The 20,444-nt window shown below is 64.7% G+C and carries 19 protein-coding genes and 1 tRNA gene; 10 read left to right on the forward strand and 10 right to left on the reverse strand.

The genetic code is table 11. From position 1 onward, the window contains the following. Positions 1-60: 60 nt before the first annotated feature. Both VGV41_RS20025 and VGV41_RS20030 read right to left on the reverse strand, forming a co-directional pair. Positions 61-837: a class II aldolase/adducin family protein gene (locus VGV41_RS20025; RefSeq protein WP_326865843.1), complete on the reverse strand. Its 777-nt coding sequence runs from the start codon at positions 835-837 to the stop codon at positions 61-63. Positions 838-967: 130 nt separating this feature from the next. Continuing rightward, on the reverse strand, positions 968-2,044 hold the full coding sequence (locus tag VGV41_RS20030) for a fumarylacetoacetate hydrolase family protein (RefSeq protein WP_326865845.1): 1,077 nt from the start codon (positions 2,042-2,044) through the stop codon (positions 968-970). 27 nt (positions 2,045-2,071) lie between these two features. On the opposite strand from VGV41_RS20030, the gene VGV41_RS20035 reads away from it, so the two are divergent. Next, positions 2,072-3,229 carry a DUF3500 domain-containing protein gene (locus VGV41_RS20035; protein WP_326865846.1) on the forward strand — a complete coding sequence of 386 codons (1,158 nt, stop codon included), beginning with the start codon at positions 2,072-2,074 and terminating at the stop codon, positions 3,227-3,229. A gap of 3 nt (positions 3,230-3,232) precedes the next feature. Here the strand turns inward: VGV41_RS20035 and VGV41_RS20040 are convergent, their stop codons facing one another. Together VGV41_RS20040 and VGV41_RS20045 are read right to left on the reverse strand one after the other, a co-directional pair. After that, positions 3,233-4,186, reverse strand: a complete 954-nt coding sequence (locus VGV41_RS20040; protein WP_326865847.1) for an amidohydrolase family protein — start codon at positions 4,184-4,186, stop codon at positions 3,233-3,235. Between the two features lie 354 nt (positions 4,187-4,540). Continuing rightward, positions 4,541-5,425 (reverse strand): hypothetical protein, encoded by an 885-nt coding sequence (locus VGV41_RS20045; protein ID WP_326865849.1) that lies wholly within the window; start codon positions 5,423-5,425, stop codon positions 4,541-4,543. A 142-nt stretch (positions 5,426-5,567) separates the two neighbouring features. Between VGV41_RS20045 and VGV41_RS20050 the strand changes: the two genes are divergently transcribed. Then, positions 5,568-5,924 (forward strand): response regulator, encoded by a 357-nt coding sequence (locus tag VGV41_RS20050; protein ID WP_326865952.1) that lies wholly within the window; start codon positions 5,568-5,570, stop codon positions 5,922-5,924. 96 nt (positions 5,925-6,020) lie between these two features. Here VGV41_RS20050 and VGV41_RS20055 read toward each other — a convergent pair. Then, positions 6,021-6,110: transfer RNA gene (locus VGV41_RS20055), tRNA-Ser, on the reverse strand. 132 nt (positions 6,111-6,242) lie between these two features. Between VGV41_RS20055 and VGV41_RS20060 the strand changes: the two genes are divergently transcribed. The 7 genes from VGV41_RS20060 (at position 6,243) to VGV41_RS20090 (ending at position 13,449) form a co-directional block, all read left to right on the forward strand. Then, positions 6,243-7,784, forward strand: a complete 1,542-nt coding sequence (locus tag VGV41_RS20060) for a DUF4118 domain-containing protein (RefSeq protein WP_326865850.1) — start codon at positions 6,243-6,245, stop codon at positions 7,782-7,784. Further along, the gene (locus tag VGV41_RS20065; RefSeq protein WP_326865851.1) at positions 7,777-8,502 is read left to right on the forward strand and encodes a response regulator transcription factor; all 726 of its coding nucleotides are present in this window, start codon (positions 7,777-7,779) and stop codon (positions 8,500-8,502) included. Before VGV41_RS20060 ends, VGV41_RS20065 begins: the two co-directional genes overlap by 8 nt. A gap of 306 nt (positions 8,503-8,808) precedes the next feature. Next, a complete protein-coding gene (locus tag VGV41_RS20070; RefSeq protein ID WP_326865852.1) occupies positions 8,809-9,777 on the forward strand; it encodes a TAXI family TRAP transporter solute-binding subunit in 969 nt (322 codons plus the stop codon). A 25-nt stretch (positions 9,778-9,802) separates the two neighbouring features. After that, the gene (locus tag VGV41_RS20075) at positions 9,803-11,746 is read left to right on the forward strand and encodes a TRAP transporter fused permease subunit (RefSeq protein ID WP_326865853.1); all 1,944 of its coding nucleotides are present in this window, start codon (positions 9,803-9,805) and stop codon (positions 11,744-11,746) included. Positions 11,747-11,952: 206 nt separating this feature from the next. After that, positions 11,953-12,348, forward strand: a complete 396-nt coding sequence (gene rplU / locus VGV41_RS20080; protein WP_326865854.1) for a 50S ribosomal protein L21 — start codon at positions 11,953-11,955, stop codon at positions 12,346-12,348. A gap of 80 nt (positions 12,349-12,428) precedes the next feature. Continuing rightward, positions 12,429-12,701: a 50S ribosomal protein L27 gene (gene rpmA, locus VGV41_RS20085; protein ID WP_326865855.1), complete on the forward strand. Its 273-nt coding sequence runs from the start codon at positions 12,429-12,431 to the stop codon at positions 12,699-12,701. Between the two features lie 151 nt (positions 12,702-12,852). Next, positions 12,853-13,449: a GNAT family N-acetyltransferase gene (locus VGV41_RS20090; protein WP_414705170.1), complete on the forward strand. Its 597-nt coding sequence runs from the start codon at positions 12,853-12,855 to the stop codon at positions 13,447-13,449. A gap of 93 nt (positions 13,450-13,542) precedes the next feature. On the opposite strand, the gene proB is transcribed toward VGV41_RS20090, so the two are convergent. The 4 genes from proB to VGV41_RS20110 form a co-directional block, all read right to left on the reverse strand. Next, positions 13,543-14,670, reverse strand: coding sequence for a glutamate 5-kinase (gene proB, locus VGV41_RS20095; protein ID WP_326865856.1), 1,128 nt, complete (start codon positions 14,668-14,670; stop codon positions 13,543-13,545). 113 nt (positions 14,671-14,783) lie between these two features. Then, on the reverse strand, positions 14,784-15,929 hold the full coding sequence (locus VGV41_RS20100) for a DUF1236 domain-containing protein (RefSeq protein ID WP_326865858.1): 1,146 nt from the start codon (positions 15,927-15,929) through the stop codon (positions 14,784-14,786). A gap of 104 nt (positions 15,930-16,033) precedes the next feature. After that, complete coding sequence (locus VGV41_RS20105) at positions 16,034-16,810, reverse strand: hypothetical protein (protein WP_326865859.1); 777 nt, start codon at positions 16,808-16,810, stop codon at positions 16,034-16,036. A 68-nt stretch (positions 16,811-16,878) separates the two neighbouring features. After that, on the reverse strand, positions 16,879-18,285 hold the full coding sequence (locus VGV41_RS20110) for a deoxyribodipyrimidine photo-lyase (protein ID WP_326865860.1): 1,407 nt from the start codon (positions 18,283-18,285) through the stop codon (positions 16,879-16,881). A 135-nt stretch (positions 18,286-18,420) separates the two neighbouring features. On the opposite strand from VGV41_RS20110, the gene VGV41_RS20115 reads away from it, so the two are divergent. Continuing rightward, entirely contained in the window at positions 18,421-20,004 is a 1,584-nt protein-coding gene (locus tag VGV41_RS20115) for an alpha-amylase family glycosyl hydrolase (protein ID WP_326865861.1), read from the forward strand. Here VGV41_RS20115 and VGV41_RS20120 read toward each other — a convergent pair. Beyond that, positions 20,001-20,342 (reverse strand): septal ring lytic transglycosylase RlpA family protein, encoded by a 342-nt coding sequence (locus VGV41_RS20120; protein ID WP_326865862.1) that lies wholly within the window; start codon positions 20,340-20,342, stop codon positions 20,001-20,003. The genes VGV41_RS20115 and VGV41_RS20120 overlap by 4 nt on opposite strands. Positions 20,343-20,444: the final 102 nt, after the last annotated feature.

Genomic DNA, 20,444 nt, shown 5'->3' on the forward strand with positions numbered 1-20,444 from the left:
TCTGGCTCCGTGGGCGTTTATGGCAGGATGCAACCGTCAGCAGCGGCTGCGCGAGGCTCGTCAGCTCTTGTACTCAGGCGCGTCGCGGTCGAGCTTTCGCTTCAGCGCGCGCCAGGTCATCTGGTTGAACGGCTGCTCGCCGTCGGTGATCATGCGCGCCTGACCGACGGTCGCCTGCACGACCTGCGTCGGCGGCACATAGGGCTTCAGCCCGCCGGCCAATGACATCATCTGCACCTCGCAGGCGCGGATCATGAGGAAGGCAAGCATGTAGGCTTCGTGGATGGTGTGCCCCCAGAGCACGAAACCGTGCCCGCGCTGCAGCACCACCTGCTTGTCGCCGAAATTCTTCGCCAGCCGCACGCCTTCCTCGTCCGACGAGATCAGGCCCTCGTAGTCGTGATAGCCGACCGGCCCGAGCCACAAGGCGTACTGGTTGCCCGGGATGAGCCCCTGCTCCTGCATCGCCACGGCGGTAACCGCCTTGGTGTGCAGGTGCACGACGCACTGCGCCTGCGGAAACGCGTCGTAAATGCCCTTGTGGAACGGAAACGCAAATTTGTGCGGCATCTCGTCGCTCGGCACGACGTGATTACATTTCTCGTCGAGCTTGTGCAGATTGGAGGCCGTCACCTCTTCGAACAGGATCGCGGCGGGATGCATCAGGAACTGATTGGGATGACCCGGCACGCGCGCGGAGAGGTGCGCGAACAGCAGTTCGTCCCAGCCGTTCATTGCCGCCAATCGAAACGCGGCGGCAAGATCGACGCGCGCCTTCCACTCTTCCGGATCCATGTTCGCGCGCGTGGCGCGCGCGGCGGATGCTTCAGCGCCCATAGGCGTAGTCCCCCCGGTGCGGGTTTTTATCGCCCGTCACCTGCCGCAAAGTATGTCCGCCGGCACCGTCCTTGTCCATCGGTGGGCAGGCGCCGCCGTGACACGCGTTACATTGGCGGCACTTTTGCAACTAGGGCGTGGGCGATGCAGTTTGCCCGCCTTCGCCGCGAGGACGATGGCGTTTCACCGCGTCAGGATGCGTTGAATCCTGACCCATATAAACGCCGCGTTCCCACGTCCGCTTCAGCGGATCGGCCACTTTCAGGCTCATTTTCCCGATGTGCTGGATTTCAATTTCGACAGTTTCACCATCTTGAAGAGCGCCGAGCCCTTCGTGGTTGGTGCCGCACGCAATCAGGTCGCCGGAATTCATGGTCATCACGGTGGTCGCGAACTCGACCAGTTCCGGCACCCGGTGCTCCATGTCGTCGGTGTTGTAATTGTGGCGAAGCTGACCGTCGTTCCAGAAGCGGACGATCAGGTCGTTCGGATCGGGAATCTCGTCGACCGTGGCGATGCAGGGGCCAATCGGCGCGAAGGTGTCGAAGGATTTGCCGAGCCAACTCGTCAGCGGCGTCGCCGGCCATGTGCGACGGCCCTGCTCGCGCGCCGACACGTCGATCATGGCCGTGTAGCCGAAAATCGCGCTGCGCCAGTCCTTGGCTTTCACCATCTTGGAAGGCCCCTTGATCACCAGCGCCAGTTCCGCCTCGTGCATGAACATCCACGGCACCGTGTATTCCGGCAGCATGATCGTGTCGCCCGGGCCGATCACCGCGTCCGGGTTCTTCATGAACATGTTGAGCGGCCGCGCCTCGCGCTGCGCGTGCTCCCAGTAGTTGGCGATGCAGGCCAGGATCTTGCCCGGCCGCGGCAACGGCGCACGCAACCGCACTTGCGCAAGCGGCAGCGCCTTTTCATCCCGTGCAAGTTTTTCCAATGTCGAACGCAGCGTGTCGAAGTCGTCGATGATGCCCTGCATCACCAATTGCGGCGTGTAGCTTTTCCGCACCGCAGCGGAAATATCGACCACACCGCGCTCGGTGAGAACGCCGGGTCGCGCATCGGCATCCGACGACGTCTGAAACAGAACGAGCTTCACAATATTCCTCCCGAGTGTTTCGCGAACTACAGCACATCGCCGACGGTCGAGCCAGCCATCGGCGCTCACCGCGCCGGCGGTTGCCTCGACCGGCTCTTCGCGCAATGCTTCCTCGATGCGAGAGGTCCCGCGATGAGTGACGCACCCGTTGTCCGCCGCGCCCGGCGCGCGCCGCCGCGGATCGACGAGTCGAAGGTCTCGCAGCCTTTGCAGGACCTGTTCAACGGCTGGCGCGAGTCGTTGAAGGAGCCGTTCAAGGGCATCACCGCCGACGGCGCAGTGGAAAGCGGGCTGTTTCCGCTGCGCACGACCGGGACGTCGACGGCGCCGCTCGTCGATGCGGTGCGCGCATTCCTCGCGTCACTCGACGACGCACAGCGCCGCGCAGTTACCTTCGACGTCGATGGCGAGGTGTGGCGCACCTGGAGCAACATCCACCGCAATTTGATGCGGCACGGGCTGTGCCTGGTCGAACTGAGCGAAGCGCAGCGCGAGCGCGCCTATGGCGTCATGCGCGCCGGGCTCGGCGCGCGCGCCTATGAGACGGCGCGCAATGCGATGCGGCTGAACGAAACGCTCGCCGAATTGACCGGCCTGCCGGACGAGTTCGGCGACCAGTTCTACTGGATCAGCATTTTCGGCACGCCGTCGCCGGATCGGCCCTGGGGCTGGCAGATGGACGGCCACCACTGCAACATCAATTGCTTCGTGCTCCGCGACCAGATCGTGCTGTCGCCGATGCTGCTTGGCTCCGAGCCGGTGACAGCAGAAGCCGGAGTCTATGCCGGGGTCACCGTGTTGCGTGAGGAGGAGGCGGAAGGCTGGGCCTTCATGAACGCGCTCTCGCCCGAGCAACGTGCGTGCACGCTCGTCGGCACCGAGCTGCCGTTCGACGGTTACGCCTCCGGCTTCAAGGACAACATCGTCGTTCCATATATCGGCCTGCCGACCGCCGAGATGAGCGGCGAACAGCGCGAGCGGCTGAAACGCCTGATCGCGCTCTATACCGACCGTTTGCAGCCGTCGCACGCGTCACAGCGGCTCGACGAGGTCATCGCGCACTTCGACCGGACGGTGTTCGGCTGGATCGGCGAATGCGATCCCGTGAGTCCGTTCTACTACCGCATCTATAATCCGGTGATCTTCATCGAGTTCTATCACCAGCCGGGCGTCGCCTTGCCTAACACCGGCTATAACCGGCGCCACGCGCACGCGCTGGTACGCACGCCGAACGGCAACGATTATGGCCGGGCGCTGTTGCGCGAGTTTCGCGAGGCGCGGGCGCGTTAGGCGTTATGCCCGTGCGAAGCGCGGCAGCAGCCTCTCGGCGTTGCGCGCCATCACGTTGCGGCGCGTTTCGTCGTCGAAGCCGTCGAAGGTCCGCACGGCCTCGATCGTATCGCGCATGACCTTCTCGACATTGCGCGCGGACGGATAGTCGGTGCCGAACAGGATGCGCGACGGATCGGCGATCTCGAGCAGCGCGCGCAGCGCCAGCGGCGACGGCGACTGCGCCACGTCATAATAAAGCCGCCGCAGGTAGGCGGCGACGCCGTCGGGGATGCGCTCGCGGATCTTCGGATCGTCGTCGAGCCCACCCAGGCGGAACAGCAGGAACGGCGTGACGCCGGCCATGTGCGGCATGATCCAGCGGATATTCGGATATTTCGCGAACGTGCCGTTATAGAGCATGTTGGTGACGGCACGCGTGGTGTCGAAGGTCAGCTCGGTATAGCCGGCCGGGAATGAATAATGCGGCATGTTGCGCGCCGGCGGCCGCTGCGGATGCAGGAAAATGACGGCGCGCCGGCGATCGAGCTCAGCGTAGAGCTCGTTCTCGTCCGGATGGCCGAGATAGCGCTCGCCGGTATGGCTCTGCAGATTGATGCCGTCCATCTTCAGCACATCGAGCGCGTAGGCGACGTCCTTGCACGCCTGCTCGACATCGGGCAGCGATACGAAGCTCATGGCGCCGAACTTGCGCGGATGGTCGGCGACCATCTGCGCCATCGTCTCGTTGCAGGTCTTCACCAGCCGCAAGGTGAAATCGATGTCGCCGAACCAGGCGCCGGGCGAGGCAATCGACAGCAGCACCGCATCGATGCCGAGCTCGTCCATCAGCTCGAGCTGGCGCGGAATACTCCACGCTGGCCACGGGTTTTCGCCGCTGCCGAGCACGCCGACGCGCGCGAGCTCGTTTTTGTAGACGTCGGGGATGACGTGCTGGTGAACGTCGATCAGCTGCATGATCCGTTGCATCCCACTGCTTGCATTTCGCGAGCGGCAGAGAACGAATGATCCGCGCGAGTGTCAAGCGTCGGCGGCTTTCAGCGGATGAAACAGCTCATGCATGCAACGATACGAAAATCAGCGTCGCATTCGTTGATGCGCTTTTCGACTATCTGATCGATCGCGGGGGCCTGGACGATCGAGGAGCGTGGCCCGCTCTGGCAGCGCCAGAACGGCCAAACGGAAACGGCCTCCGCGCGTGCGCGGAGGCCGTCCCCGTTGGTTGAGCTAGTGGCTGAGCAGGGCAATCAGGATCAAAAGCGGGATCGGAATGCCAAGCAGCCACAACAGAATAATTCCCATGGTCGCCTCCTAGAGTGTCCGTTGTTCGCGATAAGCACGGGCGCCGATGACGCCCTTCCATCTTTCGTCGCGCAGTTGCCCGCCCTCAATGGCGGCCAGGCTCGCCGAAAAGGCGCCGACGAACATCGAGATCGCCAGCCAGATCGACAGCGACGCCGCCGCCTTGCGCGCCTGGTCCGCGTCGGCCCTGGCCGCGGCGATCGTGTCGCTCACGCGCTTCTCGGCATCGGCGGCCGACAGACCGGTCTGCCGCGTCACGAGTTGCCCGAGATAGGTGCGATCGGCTGCCGGCCACTCGCCCTTCACGGCCATGTCGTGCATGAACACGACCTGGGCTTCACGCTGCGCCACGAAGGCATCGCCGGCGGGAGCGCCACGCGTTGCCGACGCCGGTCGCAGCAACATGTCGGTGTAATAGGCGATCGGTGACGACACCGAGAGGCCGCCCGAGGGTGAGGCCTGCGAGCTCGCGCTTTGCACGACGCCGCCGGCCAGATAGGTCGCGGCCGTACCGAGGATCGCCGCGCCCATCACGGTGGCGAGCGCCCAGGCGAGGAAGCCGTGCGCCGTATCGCGGAAGAGAACCTCGTCGCTTCTCACCGAGCGCCAGCGCGTGCGGCACCGGCCCGCGATGTAGCCGCCGACCGTCGACGACAGCATGGCGACGACGACGAGATAGATTCCGCCGGCAATATGAAAGGTCGAAGCGGATATGCCCGAATTCGACCATGGCGAGATCGACGAGAAGCCGACGGCACTGCCGAAGGCGAGGAGTACAAGCGTCAGCGCGGCGGCCGCGAATCCTCCGGCGAGGATCGCGCGCCACGACAGGACGTGCGGATCGGCTTCGGCCAGAGAAGACGCGACGATATCCGTTCGCGTAAAATCAGTCATGGGTTCGCCCCTACTTTGGAGTAGTCGCTGCCGACAACTTGGGCACCCGACCGAAGTTCCGCGCCGTTTCGCCGACCGGACAAATTTTGCGTCATAGGCGGCCAATGGCGGCGCGGGCGCCAGCCGCGGCGAAACCATCCTCATCGTCGAAGACAACGACGATGTCAGGAACTACAGCGTCTCGGTGCTGCGCGACCTTGGATACGCGGTGCTGGAGGCGGGGCACCCGGACGAGGCGGAGCGTATCCTGCGCGATGAAGCGCGTATCGACCTTCTCTTCACCGACGTGGTGCTGCCCGGCCGGAGCGGCCGGGTGCTGGCGCAGCAGGCGCAGGAGCTGCGGCCCGGCCTGCCCGTGCTCTACACGACCGGCTACTCGCGCAATGCGATCGTGCACCAGGGCCGGCTCGACGCCGACGTCAACCTGATCACCAAGCCGTTCACGTTCGAGCAACTGGCCGAAAAGATCCGGAACATTCTCGATCACATTCGCCGGTGAGCGAGCGTCGTTTGGACGCGGACCTGCCGACGTCAGCTGGGTCCAAGCGCCTGCGCCCGCTTACATTTTTGATCGCTGTCGAGGAGTTTGCCGGACTGGCGGAGAGGGAGGGATTCGAACCCCCGATACCCTTGCGAGTATGCCGCATTTCGAGTGCGGTGCTTTCAACCGCTCAGCCACCTCTCCGCAGGACCGGCCGGGCCTGAAAACGCCCCAATCGGACGGCCCGGTATGTAGCCAAGCGGGCCAAGACAGACAAGGGCGAACCGCTTATTATCTCGGGCTGGACAGGAACTTGAGCCCGTCTAGCGGGGTGTAATGCAAAAATCGCCGATTTTGCCGGGTTTACGCGGGCAGCTGCCGGGTATCGTTTATACCCTCGGCCTGGTTGGACTCGTCACCGTCGCGCTGTACTGGATCCTGGCCGTCACGGGCCTGACACATGGCTCCGCGCTTTACCTGATCCCGGTACTGATCGCCGCGGTCCGCTGGGGCATGATCCCCTCCATCGTCGCGGCGTTCTGCGGCATTGTGGCGTCGGCTTTCTTCTTCTTCGAACCCCGCTTCAGCCTCCAGATCAAGGACCCGCACGAGGTCCTCAATCTCATCCTGTTCACCTTTACGGCCATCGTCGTCAGCCAACTCGCCACTCGGCTGAAACACGAACTCGAAGTCGCCCGGCAGCGCGAGGTCGATCTCTCGGATCTCTATGCCTTCTCGCGCCGGCTCGCGGTGGCCTTCGACGTGTCCGACATCCACGCCGCCATCGAAGACCATCTCGCCGCGGTAATGCAGCGCAAGGTCTACCTGTTCGGCGCGCAGCGCGATGGCGCCCACCGCGCCGGCGCTGGCATTCCGCAGCAGGTCATTTCGGTTGTCGAGGCGCTCACCGCCGGCAGCACCGAGAACAGCGGCGGCCACGTCGTGACGTCGGACAGCGGCGAGGCCTGGCTCGTCCGCGCCGTCTCGCCGAAGAACCGCGAATTCGGCGTCATCGCCATCAATCTCGGGCGCACCTCCACCGAAAACCGCGAACTGTTGCGCAGCCGCGTCGACGCGGTCCTTGCCGATGCCACCGCCACGCTCGAACGGCTCGGCGTCTCGCGCGCCATCAGCGAAGCGCGTATGCGGTCACAAACCGAGCAACTGCGCGAGGCGCTGATCGGCTCCGTCAGTCACGAACTGCGCACGCCGCTCGCCTCGATCCTCGGCGCTGCGACCGTGCTCAGCTCCGCGCCGGCGCTCGCCCACGAGAGCAAGCTGCGCGCATTGGTGCAGGGCGTGCATGACGAGGCCGAACGCCTCAACGGCGACATCCAGAACCTGCTCGACGCCAGCCGCATTTCGAGCGACGGCGTCAAGCCGCACCTGGAATGGGCCGACCCGGCGGACATCCTGCATTCGACGCTGCGCAGTTGCCAGCGGCGGCTCGCCGATCGCGTCATTGCGCTCGAACTGCCGCAGGATCTGCCGATGGTGCGCATCGACGCCGTGCTGGTGCAGCAGGCGCTGGTGCAGATCATCGACAATGCAGTGAAGTATTCGCAGGCCGGCTCGCGCATTGCGATCACCGGTGAAAGCCGCGACGGCATGCTGCTGCTCAGCGTCCGCGACGCAGGCGCCGGCCTGAGCGAAGCCGAGAAGGCGACCATTTTCAACCGCTTCGTGCGCGGCGAACGTCACGCCCTGACCACCAGCGGCTCCGGGCTCGGTCTGTGGATCGCGAGCGCTTTCGTGACCGCCAATGGCGGGCAAGTGAATGCCATCAGCGAAGGACCCGGTCTCGGCACCACGCTGACGATCGAACTGCCGGCGGTGCAAACCGCTGTCCCGCAATTGGAAACCGATGCAGATGAGTGAACCGTCCCCCGTCGTTCTCGTCGTCGACGACGAGATCCAGATCCGGCGCTTCCTGCGTACCGGCTTCGAGCTCAATGGCTTCGTGGTGCACGAAGCGGCCACGGGCGCCGAGGCGATCCGCGCGGCGACGCTGCGGCCCATCGACGTGGCCATCGTCGATCTCGGCCTGCCCGACATGGACGGCTCCGAGGTGGTCGAGCGCATCCGTTCGTGGTCGAACGTGCCGATCATCGTGCTGTCGGTGCGCTCGAGCGAGGCGCAGAAGGTGCAACTGCTGGAGGCCGGCGCCGACGACTACATCGTCAAGCCGTTCGGCATGGCCGAGTTGCTTGCGCGCGTGCGCGTCTCACTCCGCCGCCAGTCGCGCGCGGCATCAGGCGAACCAACGGTGGTCGTCGGCCCGCTGATCATCGATCTGGCCGCCCGCGCCGTGATGCTCAACGGCCAGCGACTGACGCTGACGCCGAAGGAATACCGCCTGTTGCAGGTGCTGGCGCAGCACGCCGGCAATGTCGTCACGCACCAGCACCTTCTCAAGGAGGTCTGGGGCTCGATCCACGTGCACGACACACATTACCTGCGCATCTTTGTGCGCAAGCTTCGCCAGAAGATCGAGCCGACCCCGGACATGCCGCGCATCCTCCTGACCGAGCTCGGCGTCGGTTACCGGCTGGCGCAGTCGGCGGACGCGGACAACGGCGTCCCCGTCAGCCCGTAGGCCGGGCTGGCCAGCACCCGTGCGCGTGTCCCGGCACCCGCCAATCCGACCGCGCACAACCCGAACGGCCTCTCAACGTTCTCGCCGGCGGCGCGCTTGGCCATGTCCACCAACATTGCCCATCTCAGGCCGCGGTCCGTGTTCCAATTTCGCGGCATTAGGTCGCTCGTCGGCGCTTGGTCGAGCCAACCGTTTGTTTATCGGGCTATTTTGCCGTAAGGATCGCGACTGTCAGAACGACTGACTTCGACACAGCGATGCTTCAGCCGTGATCGAGTTCAATAATAACGCTTCAGGGAGGAGCACATGAGGATATTCTCAACGATCGCCGCCATAGGAGCGGCTGCGCTGTTCGGCGGAAGCGCCTATGCAGCAGGCCCCCTCGGTATTGCGACTTCGAACCCCGGGTCACTTTATCACAACATCGGTACGGCTATCGCAAAGGCAGCGAACAGCCATGGCCTAAACGTCACTATTCAGCCGGCCACCAGCCCGAACCAGTATCTCCCGGCCGTTGGCGGCGGTCAGTTCGAATTCGGCATCGCCAATCTCCAGGAATACGAATACGCGCTTCAGGGCCAGGCGTGGTTCAAGGGCCACGCCAGCCCCGGTCTGCGCGTCGTGGCCCTGCTCTATCCGCTGAAGGAAGCGATCTTCGTCCGCAAGGATTCCACCATCAAGAGCGTCGGCGACTTGAAGGGCAAGCGGATGACCGACGGATTCACCGCTCAGCACACCATCATTCCGCAACTCGAAGCGATCTACGCCACGGCCGGCTTGACTCGTAACGACATAACGAAAGTGCAGGTGCCAAGTGTGGTGGCGGGCGCAAACGCCTTTATGGCCGGCCAGAGTGACGGCTTTATCTTTGCGCAGGGCGCCGGCAAGGTGCGTGAAGCAGATGCCGCAGTCGGCGGCATCCGCGCTTTGCCGGTCCCCAACACGCCGGAAAGCGTCGCCGCTATCAAGAAGCATTGGCCGACGGGCTACCTGGTCCATATGGTGCCGGGCAAGGCCGATCCCGGCGTGCTGGAGCCCGGCTGGTTCATTGCCTATCCGATGATGATCTTCACCAACAAGAACGTCCCCGACGACGTCGTGGAGAAGATGGCGAGCGTCATCTATGAGAGCCAAAAGGAAATGGGCGAGGTATTCGCCCCGATGAAGGGCTTCGATCCAAAGACAGACATGGTGGGCGCTGTGGCACCCGCCCAGTATCATCCGGGCGCGATCGCGTTCTATAAAAAAGTCGGGCTGTGGAAGAACGGTAAATAGACCCGCGATCGAATAGGTCCGCTCCATGACCTCCACAACTGAAATGGACGGGGTCTCTCAAGCCAAGAACTTGACCGGCCCCGTCGTGACGGTCCTCGCCGCCGCGCTGACCATCAGCGCGTCGGCTTGGGCACTCGAGATTCAGCAACACCTGGCGTGGTCGCTGTACCCGCAGCAGTTCTTCGCTTTCGCTTTGGGGCTGGCGCTGGCGCTGGCCTTTCTCATCCTGCCGGCAAAGCAGGGAGCCAAGCGCGATTCGGTGCCGTGGTACGACATCGTGCTGGCGGCATTCGGATTCTGCGCATCGACGTGGATTGCCGTGCGATATCCGGAACTCGTCGACTCGATCTTTGCCCGGCCCGCCGAAGCTTACGTTTCCGGCGCGATCGTCGTGCTGCTGCTGCTTGAATCGCTGCGGAGGTCTACCGGCTGGGCGCTGGTCATCATCGTCGCCGTTTTTCTGATTTATGCTCTCTTCGGCAACTACGTGCCGGGCCGGCTCGCCGGCCGGGCTCAGGATTGGCGCAATCTTTCCGCCTATCTCGCCTTCGACGTGAACGGTATCCTCGGCCTGCCGATGGCGGTTGTCTCGACCATCGTCATTGCCTTCGTATTCTTCGGCAGTGTTCTCGATGTCACCGGCGGCGGCCGGTTTTTTACCGACGCCTCCTTGGTCGCTATGGGCCGCTTGCGAGGCGGCCCAATGAAGATCTGCGTGGTCGCATCCTGCATGTTCGGGATGATTTCCGGTAGCGCGGTCGCCGACGTGGTCGCCATCGGCATCGTCTCGATCCCGCTGATGAGGAACGCCGGCTATCCGGGCTATAAGGCCGCCGGTGTTCAGGCCGTCGCATCGACCGGTGCGCAAATGATGCCGCCGGTTATGGGTGCCGCTGCCTTCGTCATGGCGGAATTTCTCCAGACGTCCTATGCGGCGGTGGCCATTGCAGCTTTGGTGCCCAGCCTTCTCTATTACGCAGCCCTCTTCATCCAGGCCGATTTGGAGTCGGCAAAACTCGGCATGCGCGGACTGCCTCCTTCCGACATTCCGAAGGCGCGCGGTCTCCTCACCGGATGGCCATTCATACTTTCCTTTGTGGTCCTGATCGGGACGCTCTTTGAATATCACTGGCTGCCGCAGCGATCCGCACTGAGCGCCGCGGCGGTGGCGGCGGCGCTGACTTGTATTCTGGGATACAAGGGGCAAAGGCCGACGCTCCGCGCACTTATCAGAACGATCCCGAAGACCGGCCGCGGTGTCGTCGACATTATCTTGATCGGCGCGGGCGCCGGCATCGTCATCGGTATCCTCAACGTGACCGGGTTGAGCTTCAACCTGAGTTACCTGTTGGTGCAGATCGGCTCGTCCAGCGTCATCCTGTTATTGGTGCTGGCGGCGGTCGTTTCCATCATCCTCGGCATGGGAATGCCGACGCTCGGCGTCTACGTACTGCTCGCGGCTTTGGTGGCCCCGTCGCTTATTCAGCTCGGCATCAATCCGATGGCAGCACACATGTTCATTCTCTACTTCGGAATGATGTCGATGATCACGCCGCCCGTTGCCGTGGCAGCCTATGCAGCGGCGGCGTTGGCCGAGGCCAATCCAATGCGCACCGGCTTTGCGGCAGTCCGCTTCGGCTGGACGGCTTTCATCGTGCCGTTCCTGTTCGTCGCGTCGCCCAGCCTGATCCTGATCGGCAGGCCGGAAGTCATCGCCGAGGCGGTCGTCACGGCGTTTATCGGCGTTTGGTTGATTTCGATCGCCGTCGTCGGCTATTTCGTCCGGCCCATTGGCTGGCCGGTCCGCATCGCCTTCGGCGTCTTCGGTCTGCTGGCACTAATCCCAGCAAATGCCGTCCCCTATGGGATCCTGAAGGATATCGTCGGGGTGGTCGGAGGCATTGCCCTTTTGGGCTACGAGTTCATGGGGCGGCCCGCGGTGCCGCAAGTGACGATGGCGGACGGCTGACCTCCCGACCCGTTCTGCGTTTCTTGACAAAACGCCCCCCGCCCCCCCATAACCACCCCGCGCGCGGGCCGAAAGGCCCGCGTGTTTGGCATTGCGCGCCCCAAGGGGCACGCCAAGCCTTTGAAAAAAAACGATAAACCGACTGAAAAGAAGCCGGTCCGGACCGTCAGGTTCGAGTGCCGGGATCGAACACGAAGGAACGAAAGATGTTCGCAGTCATCAAAACGGGCGGCAAGCAGTACCGCGTCGCCCCGGAAGATGTGATCCGGATCGACCGCGTCGCGGCCGAGCCCGGCCAAGTGGTGGAATTCGGCGAAGTGCTGGTAGTTGGCGGCGACAGCCCCGAGATCGGCGCTCCGCTGGTTGCGGGCGCGACGGTTGCCGGCGAGGTGCTTCAGCACGAGCGTGGCGACAAGGTCATCGCCTTCAAGAAGCGTCGGCGCAAGAATTCGCGCCGCAAGCGCGGCTACCGGCACGAGTTTTCGGTGATCCGCGTCACCGAGATCCTGACCGGCGGCAAGAAGCCGGCAAAGGAGCCGCCGCCGCGGCCCAAGCGCGCGGCGAAGCCGAAGACGGAAGGCGCGGCGGAAACCGCAGCCTGACGTAACCGGCGGAAACAAAGTTGTGAGATGATTCCGTCACGGAATCGGTGTAGAACACGTTCGAATTCGAGAGAGTAGCTATGGCTCACAAGAAAGCAGGCGGATCTTCCCGGAACGGCCGCGACTCCGATGGCCGGCGCCTTGGCCTGAAGAAGGCCGGCGGCGAGATCTGTATTGCCGGCAACATCATCGCCCGTCAGCGCGGTACGACTTGGCATGCCGGACGCAATGTCGGCATGGGCAAGGATCACACGCTTTTCGCGCTTATCGATGGGAAGGTTCAGTTCGCTACGAAAGAAAAAGGCCGCAAATTCGTATCGGTTGTTCCGATGACGGAGGCTGCGGCCGAGTAGACGGTGGACAAAATCGAGGTCCGCCGGTCACCTAAGTCGAACCGGCGGGGCTCGTAGGGCTCTGAGAGGGGGAGACGGGTGACCGGCTCCCCCTCTTCGCTTTTCAGCGCTGGTGCAGCCCGCACCGGTGCGAACCTGGAGCCCGAGAGCCATGACCCTGCTGGAAGAGATCCCCTGCGAGAGCTTTCGCGAGGCGAGTATTCCCGTCCTCGAGACCAAGCGGCTTGCCCTGCGCGCCCCGCGCCTCGAGGACGCTAAATCGGTCGCAGCGCTCGCCAACGATCGCCGCATTGCCGAGAACACGGCGCGCATTCCGCATCCGTATCGCATGACGGATGCCGAGGGCTTCATTTCCGGGGCGAACAAAGCCGGCCATGCCGTGTTCCTGATCACGTTGCGCGACGGCACCATCGTCGGTGCATGCGGCATCGTCAGCGAGGACGAGACGCCCGAGCTCGGCTACTGGTTGGGCGTGCCCTACTGGGGCAACGGCTATGCGACCGAGGCGCTGCACGCCGTGGTCGACTACGCCTTCACCGATCTCGGCCACGAGGCCCTGCAGGCCGGCGCGCGCGTCACCAACCCGGCGTCACGCCGCGTGCTGGAGAAGTGCGGCTTCCAGTGGACCGGCGTCGGCCTCTATCGCATCCGCGCCATCAACTCATCGGCGCCGATCGACCGCTTCCGCCTTGAACGCCGCATCTGGTCGGCGCTGAAGGGCTGGGGCCGCGTCAAGAAGGTGATGTGATGTCCGTGCCTCCCTCCCCCTTCACAGGGGGAGGTCGAGGCGCGGATCGTTTTCAATTCCGGAACATACGGAGGTGGCCGCACTCGTGGCGCGCTATTCGTTCGCCAGCGCGAGATCGTCGCGGTGGATCATTTCCGTGCGGCCTGTGAAGCCGAGGATGGACAGCACGTCGGCCGACGAGCGGCCACGGATCTTCTCCGCATCGTCGGCATCGTAGGCGACCAGGCCGCGGCCGATCTCCGCCCCGTCCGGACCGCGCACTACGACGGCGTCGCCGCGTCCGAAGGCACCTTCGATCTTCGTCACGCCGGCCGGCAGCAGACTGGCGCCGCCGCGCAGCGCGCGCACGGCGCCGGCATCGATGTGGATTGCACCGCGCGGCTCGAGCGAGCCGGCGATCCATTTCTTGCGGGCGGTGACCGGATTGGCAGGCGTCAGGAACCAGGTGCAAGGCGCACCCTCGGCGATGCGCTTGAGCGGATGGTCGACCCGACCGGAGGCGATGACCATGTGCGTGCCGGCGGTGGTGGCGATCTTGCCCGCCTCGATCTTGGTCACCATGCCGCCGCGCGACAGTTCCGACGCGGAGATGCCGGCCATCGCTTCGATCTCGGCGGTGATGCGCGACACGACCGGCACCAGCCGGGCGTCGTTACCCGGCGCGGGCGGCTTGTCGTAGAGGCCGTCGATGTCGGACAGCAGCACCAGCAGGTCGGCGCTCATCATTGTCGCCACGCGCGCCGCGAGGCGGTCGTTGTCGCCGTAGCGGATTTCCGACGTAGCGACGGTGTCGTTCTCGTTGACCACCGGGACGGCGCGCCATTCGATCAGCTTGTCGATGGTCGAGCGTGCATTGAGGTAACGGCGGCGCTCCTCGGTGTCCTGCAAGGTGACCAACACCTGTCCCGCGGTCATGAATCGGGCGCCGAGCACCTCCGACCAGGCCCGCGCCAGGGCGATCTGCCCGACGGCGGCGGCGCCCTGCGCCTCCTCGAGCTTGAGCGGGCCGCGCGGCAGGCCGAGCACAGCGCGGCCGAGCGCGATCGCGCCCGAGGACACGACCAGCACGTCCCGGCCGCCCTGGTGCAGGTCGGCGATGTCCTCGGCGAGGCCTTCCAGCCATTCACGCTTCAGCCCGCCCGCCGTCTGATCGACGAGCAGCGACGAGCCGACTTTCACCACGATGCGGCGGAAGGAGGATATGGCAGGGGTTTGCGACATCTGTCCCGGCGAACATTGCAAGAAGTGCCGGGTCTTTAGCACGGCCGTTGCAACTCGTCATGCCGGCGATGCATGGGGCCGCCGATGACGGCCCCATGCATTCGTGCGGGTTATTAACGCACTTCCTCGATGACTCGCCGGCTCGACGGGTCGACAAGGTAAACGTCGTCACCCCGTTCGATGTACCGATATTCGCGGACCTCCGGCACCTCGCGGTAGACCTCCTCCGGGAAGCTTTCCACCTCGACCGATTCGGGCAGCGTTTCGCCGACCGTGACTTCGGTCGTCGTCCGCGGCGCCGCGCCCGTGGTCACCTTCCGCCGCGACGATGCGTGATGGCGGATGATCTCGCGCTGATGGTCGGACAGCCGCACGCGACGCGTCGTCGTTTCGGCCCGAGCCCGAGTCGGCCCGCGCTCGATCACGTCGACGATCTTGTGCGTCCGCGGCTCGACGATGACGACCTCGTCGCGGACGACGAAGAAATCGTAGCCGCGATATTGCGGGACGATCTCGACGATCGTCGTCGGCACCGGCCGCAGTTCGACCGTGCGCGGCACAGCCACGCCGACGGAGACCGAGAAGCCGACATGGGTGAGCGGCTTCACGTTCACCTTGTCGATCGCCGCCGTCAGCTGCGACTTCTTCTGCGGATCGAGCTTGGCGGCCACGCTCGTCTTAGGCTCGCTGCCGCTCTTGGTGTCGGCGGCGTTGCGGCTCGGTGCCTGAGATGCGGCATTGCGGTTCCGCTCGTTGGTTTGCGTCGACTTTTGCGCCGCGGGGGACCTGCTACCGTTCCGCTCGGCGTTCTTTGATGGCTCGCTCGTGCCGTTCTTGTTCGTCGCCGCGGCGCCCGAAGGTTTTTGATTACGATCTTCGGCGCGCTTGGACTCACCGCTCTTGCTGTCGGTATCCGCGCTCTTTGGCGTTGCGGATTTAGAGTTCGTGGCATTCGTATCGGACGGCTTCGTGCTTGCCTTTTTGTCGTCGGCCTGCCCGGTCGTATTCTGCGAGCCGGTCTCGTCCTTGTTGGCGGCATCGCGCGAGGCGTTGGTGTCGGAAGCCGGCGCGGTCTCCTTGGCGCGGTGTTCCGGCTTTGCCTTTTGCGACTGCCGATTGGCGTCGCGATCGTGCTGCTCGGTTGCAGCCGGATCGCGCTTCATCTTGCTGTTGGTCTGGTCCTGGTCCTGCGCGAGCGCCGGCGTCAGGCCCAAAGTCAGCGCCACGGCGGCGCTCGTCAAAAGCAGCGTACGTTTCATGTCCGTCCTCCTGTTCAGGTTTGTTCCCACATCCGGCATTGCCGAACGTCCCAACGGACCCGAACGCAGGAGCTGACAAACAGGTTCCTCTGACGATGCGGTCGCTAGCGAGGCGCAGCTTGCGCGGAAGGATGTGTTCCGGCGCGTTGCGGCAGGATCAGCACACACAGCACGATGAACACCGCGATCACAGCCGAGGCGAGCGGTCGGCTCAAAGCAAGGCCGCCATCATGCACCGGCTTGTCCAGGTAATCCCCGACAGTCGCGCCGAGCGGCCGCGTCAGAATGAAAGCGGCCCAGAACAAGAAAACCCGCGACACATTCGTCCAAAAGTAAAGGGCGGCAACGATCGCAATTCCGGCCGCGAACACGAGCGCCCCGCCTTCGTAGCCGAGGCCGCCGGTATCGGCGAGCCAGTCGCCGAGCGCGGTGCCGAGGGTCTGCGAGAAGGTGATGGCGGCCCAGTAAAAGGCTTCCACTTTCGGCGTGCTCACCGTGTTCACCGATACCGTGCCTTGCGACCAATACCAGAGCAGGAGCACGAGCATCAGGCAGGCGAACAGCAGCGCCGAGCCGCCGGTGTAACCGATACCGAGGGAGCGGTCGGCAAAATCGGCCATCGTCGTGCCGAAGGTGGTCGAGGCGACGATGGTCGCCCAATAGAGAAAAGGATGGAATCGCTTGGCGACGATCTGCGCGATCACCAGCGCGATGAGCAGCATGAGAAACAGCGCCGTGCCGGCTAGGTAACCCCAGTTCAACGTCATGGTGACGCTGTCGCCGCCCGTCTCGCCGAGCGTGGTGGCGGCGATCTTGATGATCCAGAAGATGAGGGTGACCTGGGGAACCTTGCTAAGCGCGCGAGCTGTCGTGTCGTGCATTCTGTCACCGGAACTGCGTCGCGCCCGGCCACAAACTATGTCGCCATGCGCGGCAGAACAATGGCGTATCAGCCGACCGTGATCTTGCGATAGGCAGCGAGCGCCGCCGCGCGCGCCTCGGCGTGATCGACGATGGGCTTGGGATAATCGCGGCCGAGCGTGACGCCGGCCGCGGCGAGCGCGTCGGTGCCTGCCGCGAAAGGCGCATGAATGTGCTTGTCCGGCAGGTTCTTCAGCTCGGGACACCACCGCCGAACATATTCGCCCTGCGGGTCGAACTTATCGCCCTGCACCATCGGATTGAATATGCGGAAAAAGGGCGAGGCGTCCGCCCCGCTGCCGGCGACCCACTGCCAGTTGCCGGCGTTGTTGGCGAGGTCGGCGTCGACCAACGTATCCCAGAACCACGCCTCGCCTTCGCGCCAATCGATGCGCAGATGCTTCACCAGGAAGGATGCAACGATCATGCGTACGCGGTTGTGCATCCAGCCGGTATGCCAGAGCTCGCGCATGCCGGCATCGACTATCGGATAGCCGGTCTGGCCGCGCTGCCAGGCCTTAAGATCGGCGGCGCTGCGGCGCCAGGGGAATCTATCGAATTCCTTGCGCCAGTTTTGCTGCGGCAGCGTGGGGAAGTGATAGAGCAGATGCGCGCAGAACTCGCGCCAGCCGATCTCGGCCTCGAACTTCGCCGCTGTCTGCGCCAGCGTCGCTTTCTCCGCCGCGAAGCTCACGCGGGCCCACACTTGCCGCGGCGAGATTTCGCCGAAGTGCAGGTGCGGCGACAGCATCGATGTGTTGCGCCCCGCCGGCCGGTCGCGCGCGGCGGCATAGTCCTTCAGGTCGGAGCGCAGGAAGGCATCGAGCCGCGCCTGCGCGCCTTGCTCCCCGGGCGTCCAGTATTTCTCCCAGCCGGCGGCCCAGTTCGGCTTCTCCGGCAGCAGTTTCCAGGCCGTCAGCCTGTCGCTGTCGATGCCGTCGATCGATACGTTCGGTTTGTGCGCGCGCTCGGGCGGCGCGACCTTGCCGGTGCGGCAGGCGCGCCAGAACGGCGTGTAGACCTTGAACGGACCGCCCGTCTGCGTCCTGATCTCGGTGGGCTCGTGCAGCAGATTGCCATTGAAGGTCTCGACGGCGATGCCGGCCCGGTCGAGCGCCTCGACCACGGCCTCGTCGCGGGCGATGGCGTCCGGCTCATGCGAACGATTCCATACGGCTCGGTCGGCACCTGCCGCCTTCGCAATTTGCGGCAGCAACTGCGCCGGATTCCCACGCCGCAGCACCAGCCCGCCGAGGCTCTTCTCCAGCGCAGCCAAGCTATGATGCAGCCACCAGCGGCTCGCGCCGCCAAGCGGCCGGCGTCCCTCCTCGTCGAGGACATAGAGCGGCACCACCGCGCCGCGCTTCGCGCCAGCCGCGAGGGCCGGATTGTCGCTGGTGCGCAAGTCCTGTCGAAACCAGACGATGGTGGTCATGGCGTTCCGTAACGCATGAGGCCGGCGGCAGGATCACCGTATCGGCGGTTTTCTGGCACCATTGGCCGGGACCGTCGTTTCATCGTCGTCACACGCCTGTAGAGAGGCGCGCGGCGGGGCGCAAGGGAGCAGCAGTTGGCGCAAGCGGCAAGCGGATCGCTGTGGTGGCAGCACGGCATCGTCTACCAGGTCTATCCTCGCTCCTTCCAGGATACGAACGGCGATGGCGTCGGCGACCTCCCCGGCATCCACCGGCGGCTCGACTATCTCGCCTCGCTCGGCGTCGACGCGGTCTGGATTTCACCGATCTATCCCTCGCCGATGGCCGATTTCGGCTACGACGTCGCCGACTACTGCGACATCGATCCGCTGTTCGGCACCCTCGCCGACTTCGACGCGCTCGTCGCCGAAGCGCATGCGCGCGGGCTGAAGGTCATTCTCGACTTTGTACCCAATCACACGTCCGACCGGCATCCGTGGTTTCTCGATAGCCGTAGTTCGCGTAAGAGCGCCAAACGCGACTGGTATATCTGGCGCGACGGCAAGCCCGACGGCGCGCCGCCCAACAACTGGATCTCGCATTTCGGCGGCCCTGCCTGGACCTTCGACGAGGCGACCGGCCAGTGGTACCTGCACTCGTTCCTGCGCCAGCAGCCCGACCTGAACTGGCGCAACGCGGATGTGCGTGCGGCGATGTACGACGCGCTGCGCTTTTGGCTCGACCGTGGCGTCGACGGCTTCCGTGTCGATGTGATCTGGCTGCTCATCAAGGACGAGGCGCTGCGAGACAATCCGCTCAATCCGACGTGGCAGCCGCCGGGCGCGGAGATCGGCAAGCTGATCCAGTTCTACAACGCCGACCGGCCCGAGGTGCACGACGTCATCGCCGAGATGCGCGCGGTGCTCGACGAATTCAACGAGCGTGTGCTGATCGGCGAGATCTACCTCCCGCTCGAGCGGCTCGTCACCTATTACGGCAAGGAGCTGAAAGGCGCGCAGCTGCCGTTCAATTTCCAACTTCTGGAGACGGCGTGGAACGCGCGCGCCATCGCCAAGGCCATCGAGGACTACGAGCGGCTGCTGCCCTCCGGCGGCTGGCCGAACTGGGTACTGGGCAATCACGATCGGCCGCGCATCGCCGCGCGCGTCGGCGAGCGGCAGGCGCGCGTCGCGGCGATGTTGCTCATGACGCTACGCGGCACGCCGACGATTTACTACGGCGACGAGATCGGACTTTCGCGTGTCGAGATTCCGCCGGAGGCGGTACAGGACCCGTGGGGCATCAACGAGCCCGACCAGGGCCGCGACCCTTCACGCACGCCGATGCAATGGGACGGCGGCCCGCAGGCGGGCTTCACGTCGGGCAAACCCTGGCTGCCGCTCAGCGACGACCATGCCGCGCGCAACGTCGCCGCGCTCGAAGCCGATGCGGGTTCGGTCCTCAATCTCTATCGCGCGCTGATCGCGCTGCGCCGTGCCCACCTGGCCTTGAGCGTCGGCGCCTTCCGGCTGCGCGCCGTCGACGACGACGTGCTCGTCTACGAGCGGAGCAGCGGCGATGAGCGTCTCGTCGTGGCACTCAATCTGAGTTCGCACGATCGGCCGCTGCCGGACGCGCTTGCCGGCGTGTCCGTTCTCATCTCCACGCACGGCGACCGCAGCGGCGTCCGCGATGGAACGCCGCTGCGGGCCGACGAGGGTCTTGTTCTCAAGCCTTAGCCGCGCACCGGCACAACGTCGACCGGCGCAAGACCGGAGAAGCCGAGCGCGTGTGCGCCCGCCGGCGTCAGATCGATGATGCGGCCGCTGACGAAAGGGCCGCGATCGTCGATGCGTACGACGACACTGCGGCCGTTGCGGCGGTTGATGACGCGGACGCGGGTTCCGAACGGAAGGCTGCGATGTGCGGCCGTCAGGCCGTGAGGCGAGGCATGTTCCCCGTTGGCCGTGCGGCCACCGGAATAGATCGACGCAATACCGATTTGCGCATGTGCGAGAGGTGAAAAGGCAAGCATGGTCGAGACGCCGCAGAGTGCGGCGACAAGGCGCAGTTTCATTCAGATTGTCTCCCGATTTCTCCCCGAATTGGCGCGCGGGATAGCCGTCTGCCTGTGCGCTTTCGCGGCGAGAATGCGGACTTTTAAAGATAATTGAAGGCT

Source organism: Pseudolabrys sp., from assembly GCF_035943735.1.
Taxonomy (GTDB): Bacteria; Pseudomonadota; Alphaproteobacteria; order Rhizobiales; family Xanthobacteraceae; genus Pseudolabrys.

Excerpts from the sequence above, each read along its gene's own strand:
- VGV41_RS20075 (WP_326865853.1), top strand. The coding sequence starts at position 9,803 with ATGACCTCCACAACTGAAATGGACGGGGTCTCTCAAGCCAAGAACTTG.
- VGV41_RS20090 (WP_414705170.1), top strand. The coding sequence starts at position 12,853 with ATGACCCTGCTGGAAGAGATCCCCTGCGAGAGCTTTCGCGAGGCGAGT.
- VGV41_RS20070 (WP_326865852.1), top strand. The coding sequence starts at position 8,809 with ATGAGGATATTCTCAACGATCGCCGCCATAGGAGCGGCTGCGCTGTTC.
- VGV41_RS20120 (WP_326865862.1), bottom strand. The coding sequence starts at position 20,342 with ATGAAACTGCGCCTTGTCGCCGCACTCTGCGGCGTCTCGACCATGCTT.
- VGV41_RS20025 (WP_326865843.1), bottom strand. The coding sequence starts at position 837 with ATGGGCGCTGAAGCATCCGCCGCGCGCGCCACGCGCGCGAACATGGAT.
- VGV41_RS20065 (WP_326865851.1), top strand. The coding sequence starts at position 7,777 with ATGAGTGAACCGTCCCCCGTCGTTCTCGTCGTCGACGACGAGATCCAG.
- VGV41_RS20040 (WP_326865847.1), bottom strand. The coding sequence starts at position 4,186 with ATGCAGCTGATCGACGTTCACCAGCACGTCATCCCCGACGTCTACAAA.
- proB (WP_326865856.1), bottom strand. The coding sequence starts at position 14,670 with ATGTCGCAAACCCCTGCCATATCCTCCTTCCGCCGCATCGTGGTGAAA.
- VGV41_RS20060 (WP_326865850.1), top strand. The coding sequence starts at position 6,243 with ATGCAAAAATCGCCGATTTTGCCGGGTTTACGCGGGCAGCTGCCGGGT.
- VGV41_RS20100 (WP_326865858.1), bottom strand. The coding sequence starts at position 15,929 with ATGAAACGTACGCTGCTTTTGACGAGCGCCGCCGTGGCGCTGACTTTG.
- VGV41_RS20035 (WP_326865846.1), top strand. The coding sequence starts at position 2,072 with ATGAGTGACGCACCCGTTGTCCGCCGCGCCCGGCGCGCGCCGCCGCGG.
- rpmA (WP_326865855.1), top strand. The coding sequence starts at position 12,429 with ATGGCTCACAAGAAAGCAGGCGGATCTTCCCGGAACGGCCGCGACTCC.
- rplU (WP_326865854.1), top strand. The coding sequence starts at position 11,953 with ATGTTCGCAGTCATCAAAACGGGCGGCAAGCAGTACCGCGTCGCCCCG.
- VGV41_RS20045 (WP_326865849.1), bottom strand. The coding sequence starts at position 5,425 with ATGACTGATTTTACGCGAACGGATATCGTCGCGTCTTCTCTGGCCGAA.
- VGV41_RS20105 (WP_326865859.1), bottom strand. The coding sequence starts at position 16,810 with ATGCACGACACGACAGCTCGCGCGCTTAGCAAGGTTCCCCAGGTCACC.
- VGV41_RS20110 (WP_326865860.1), bottom strand. The coding sequence starts at position 18,285 with ATGACCACCATCGTCTGGTTTCGACAGGACTTGCGCACCAGCGACAAT.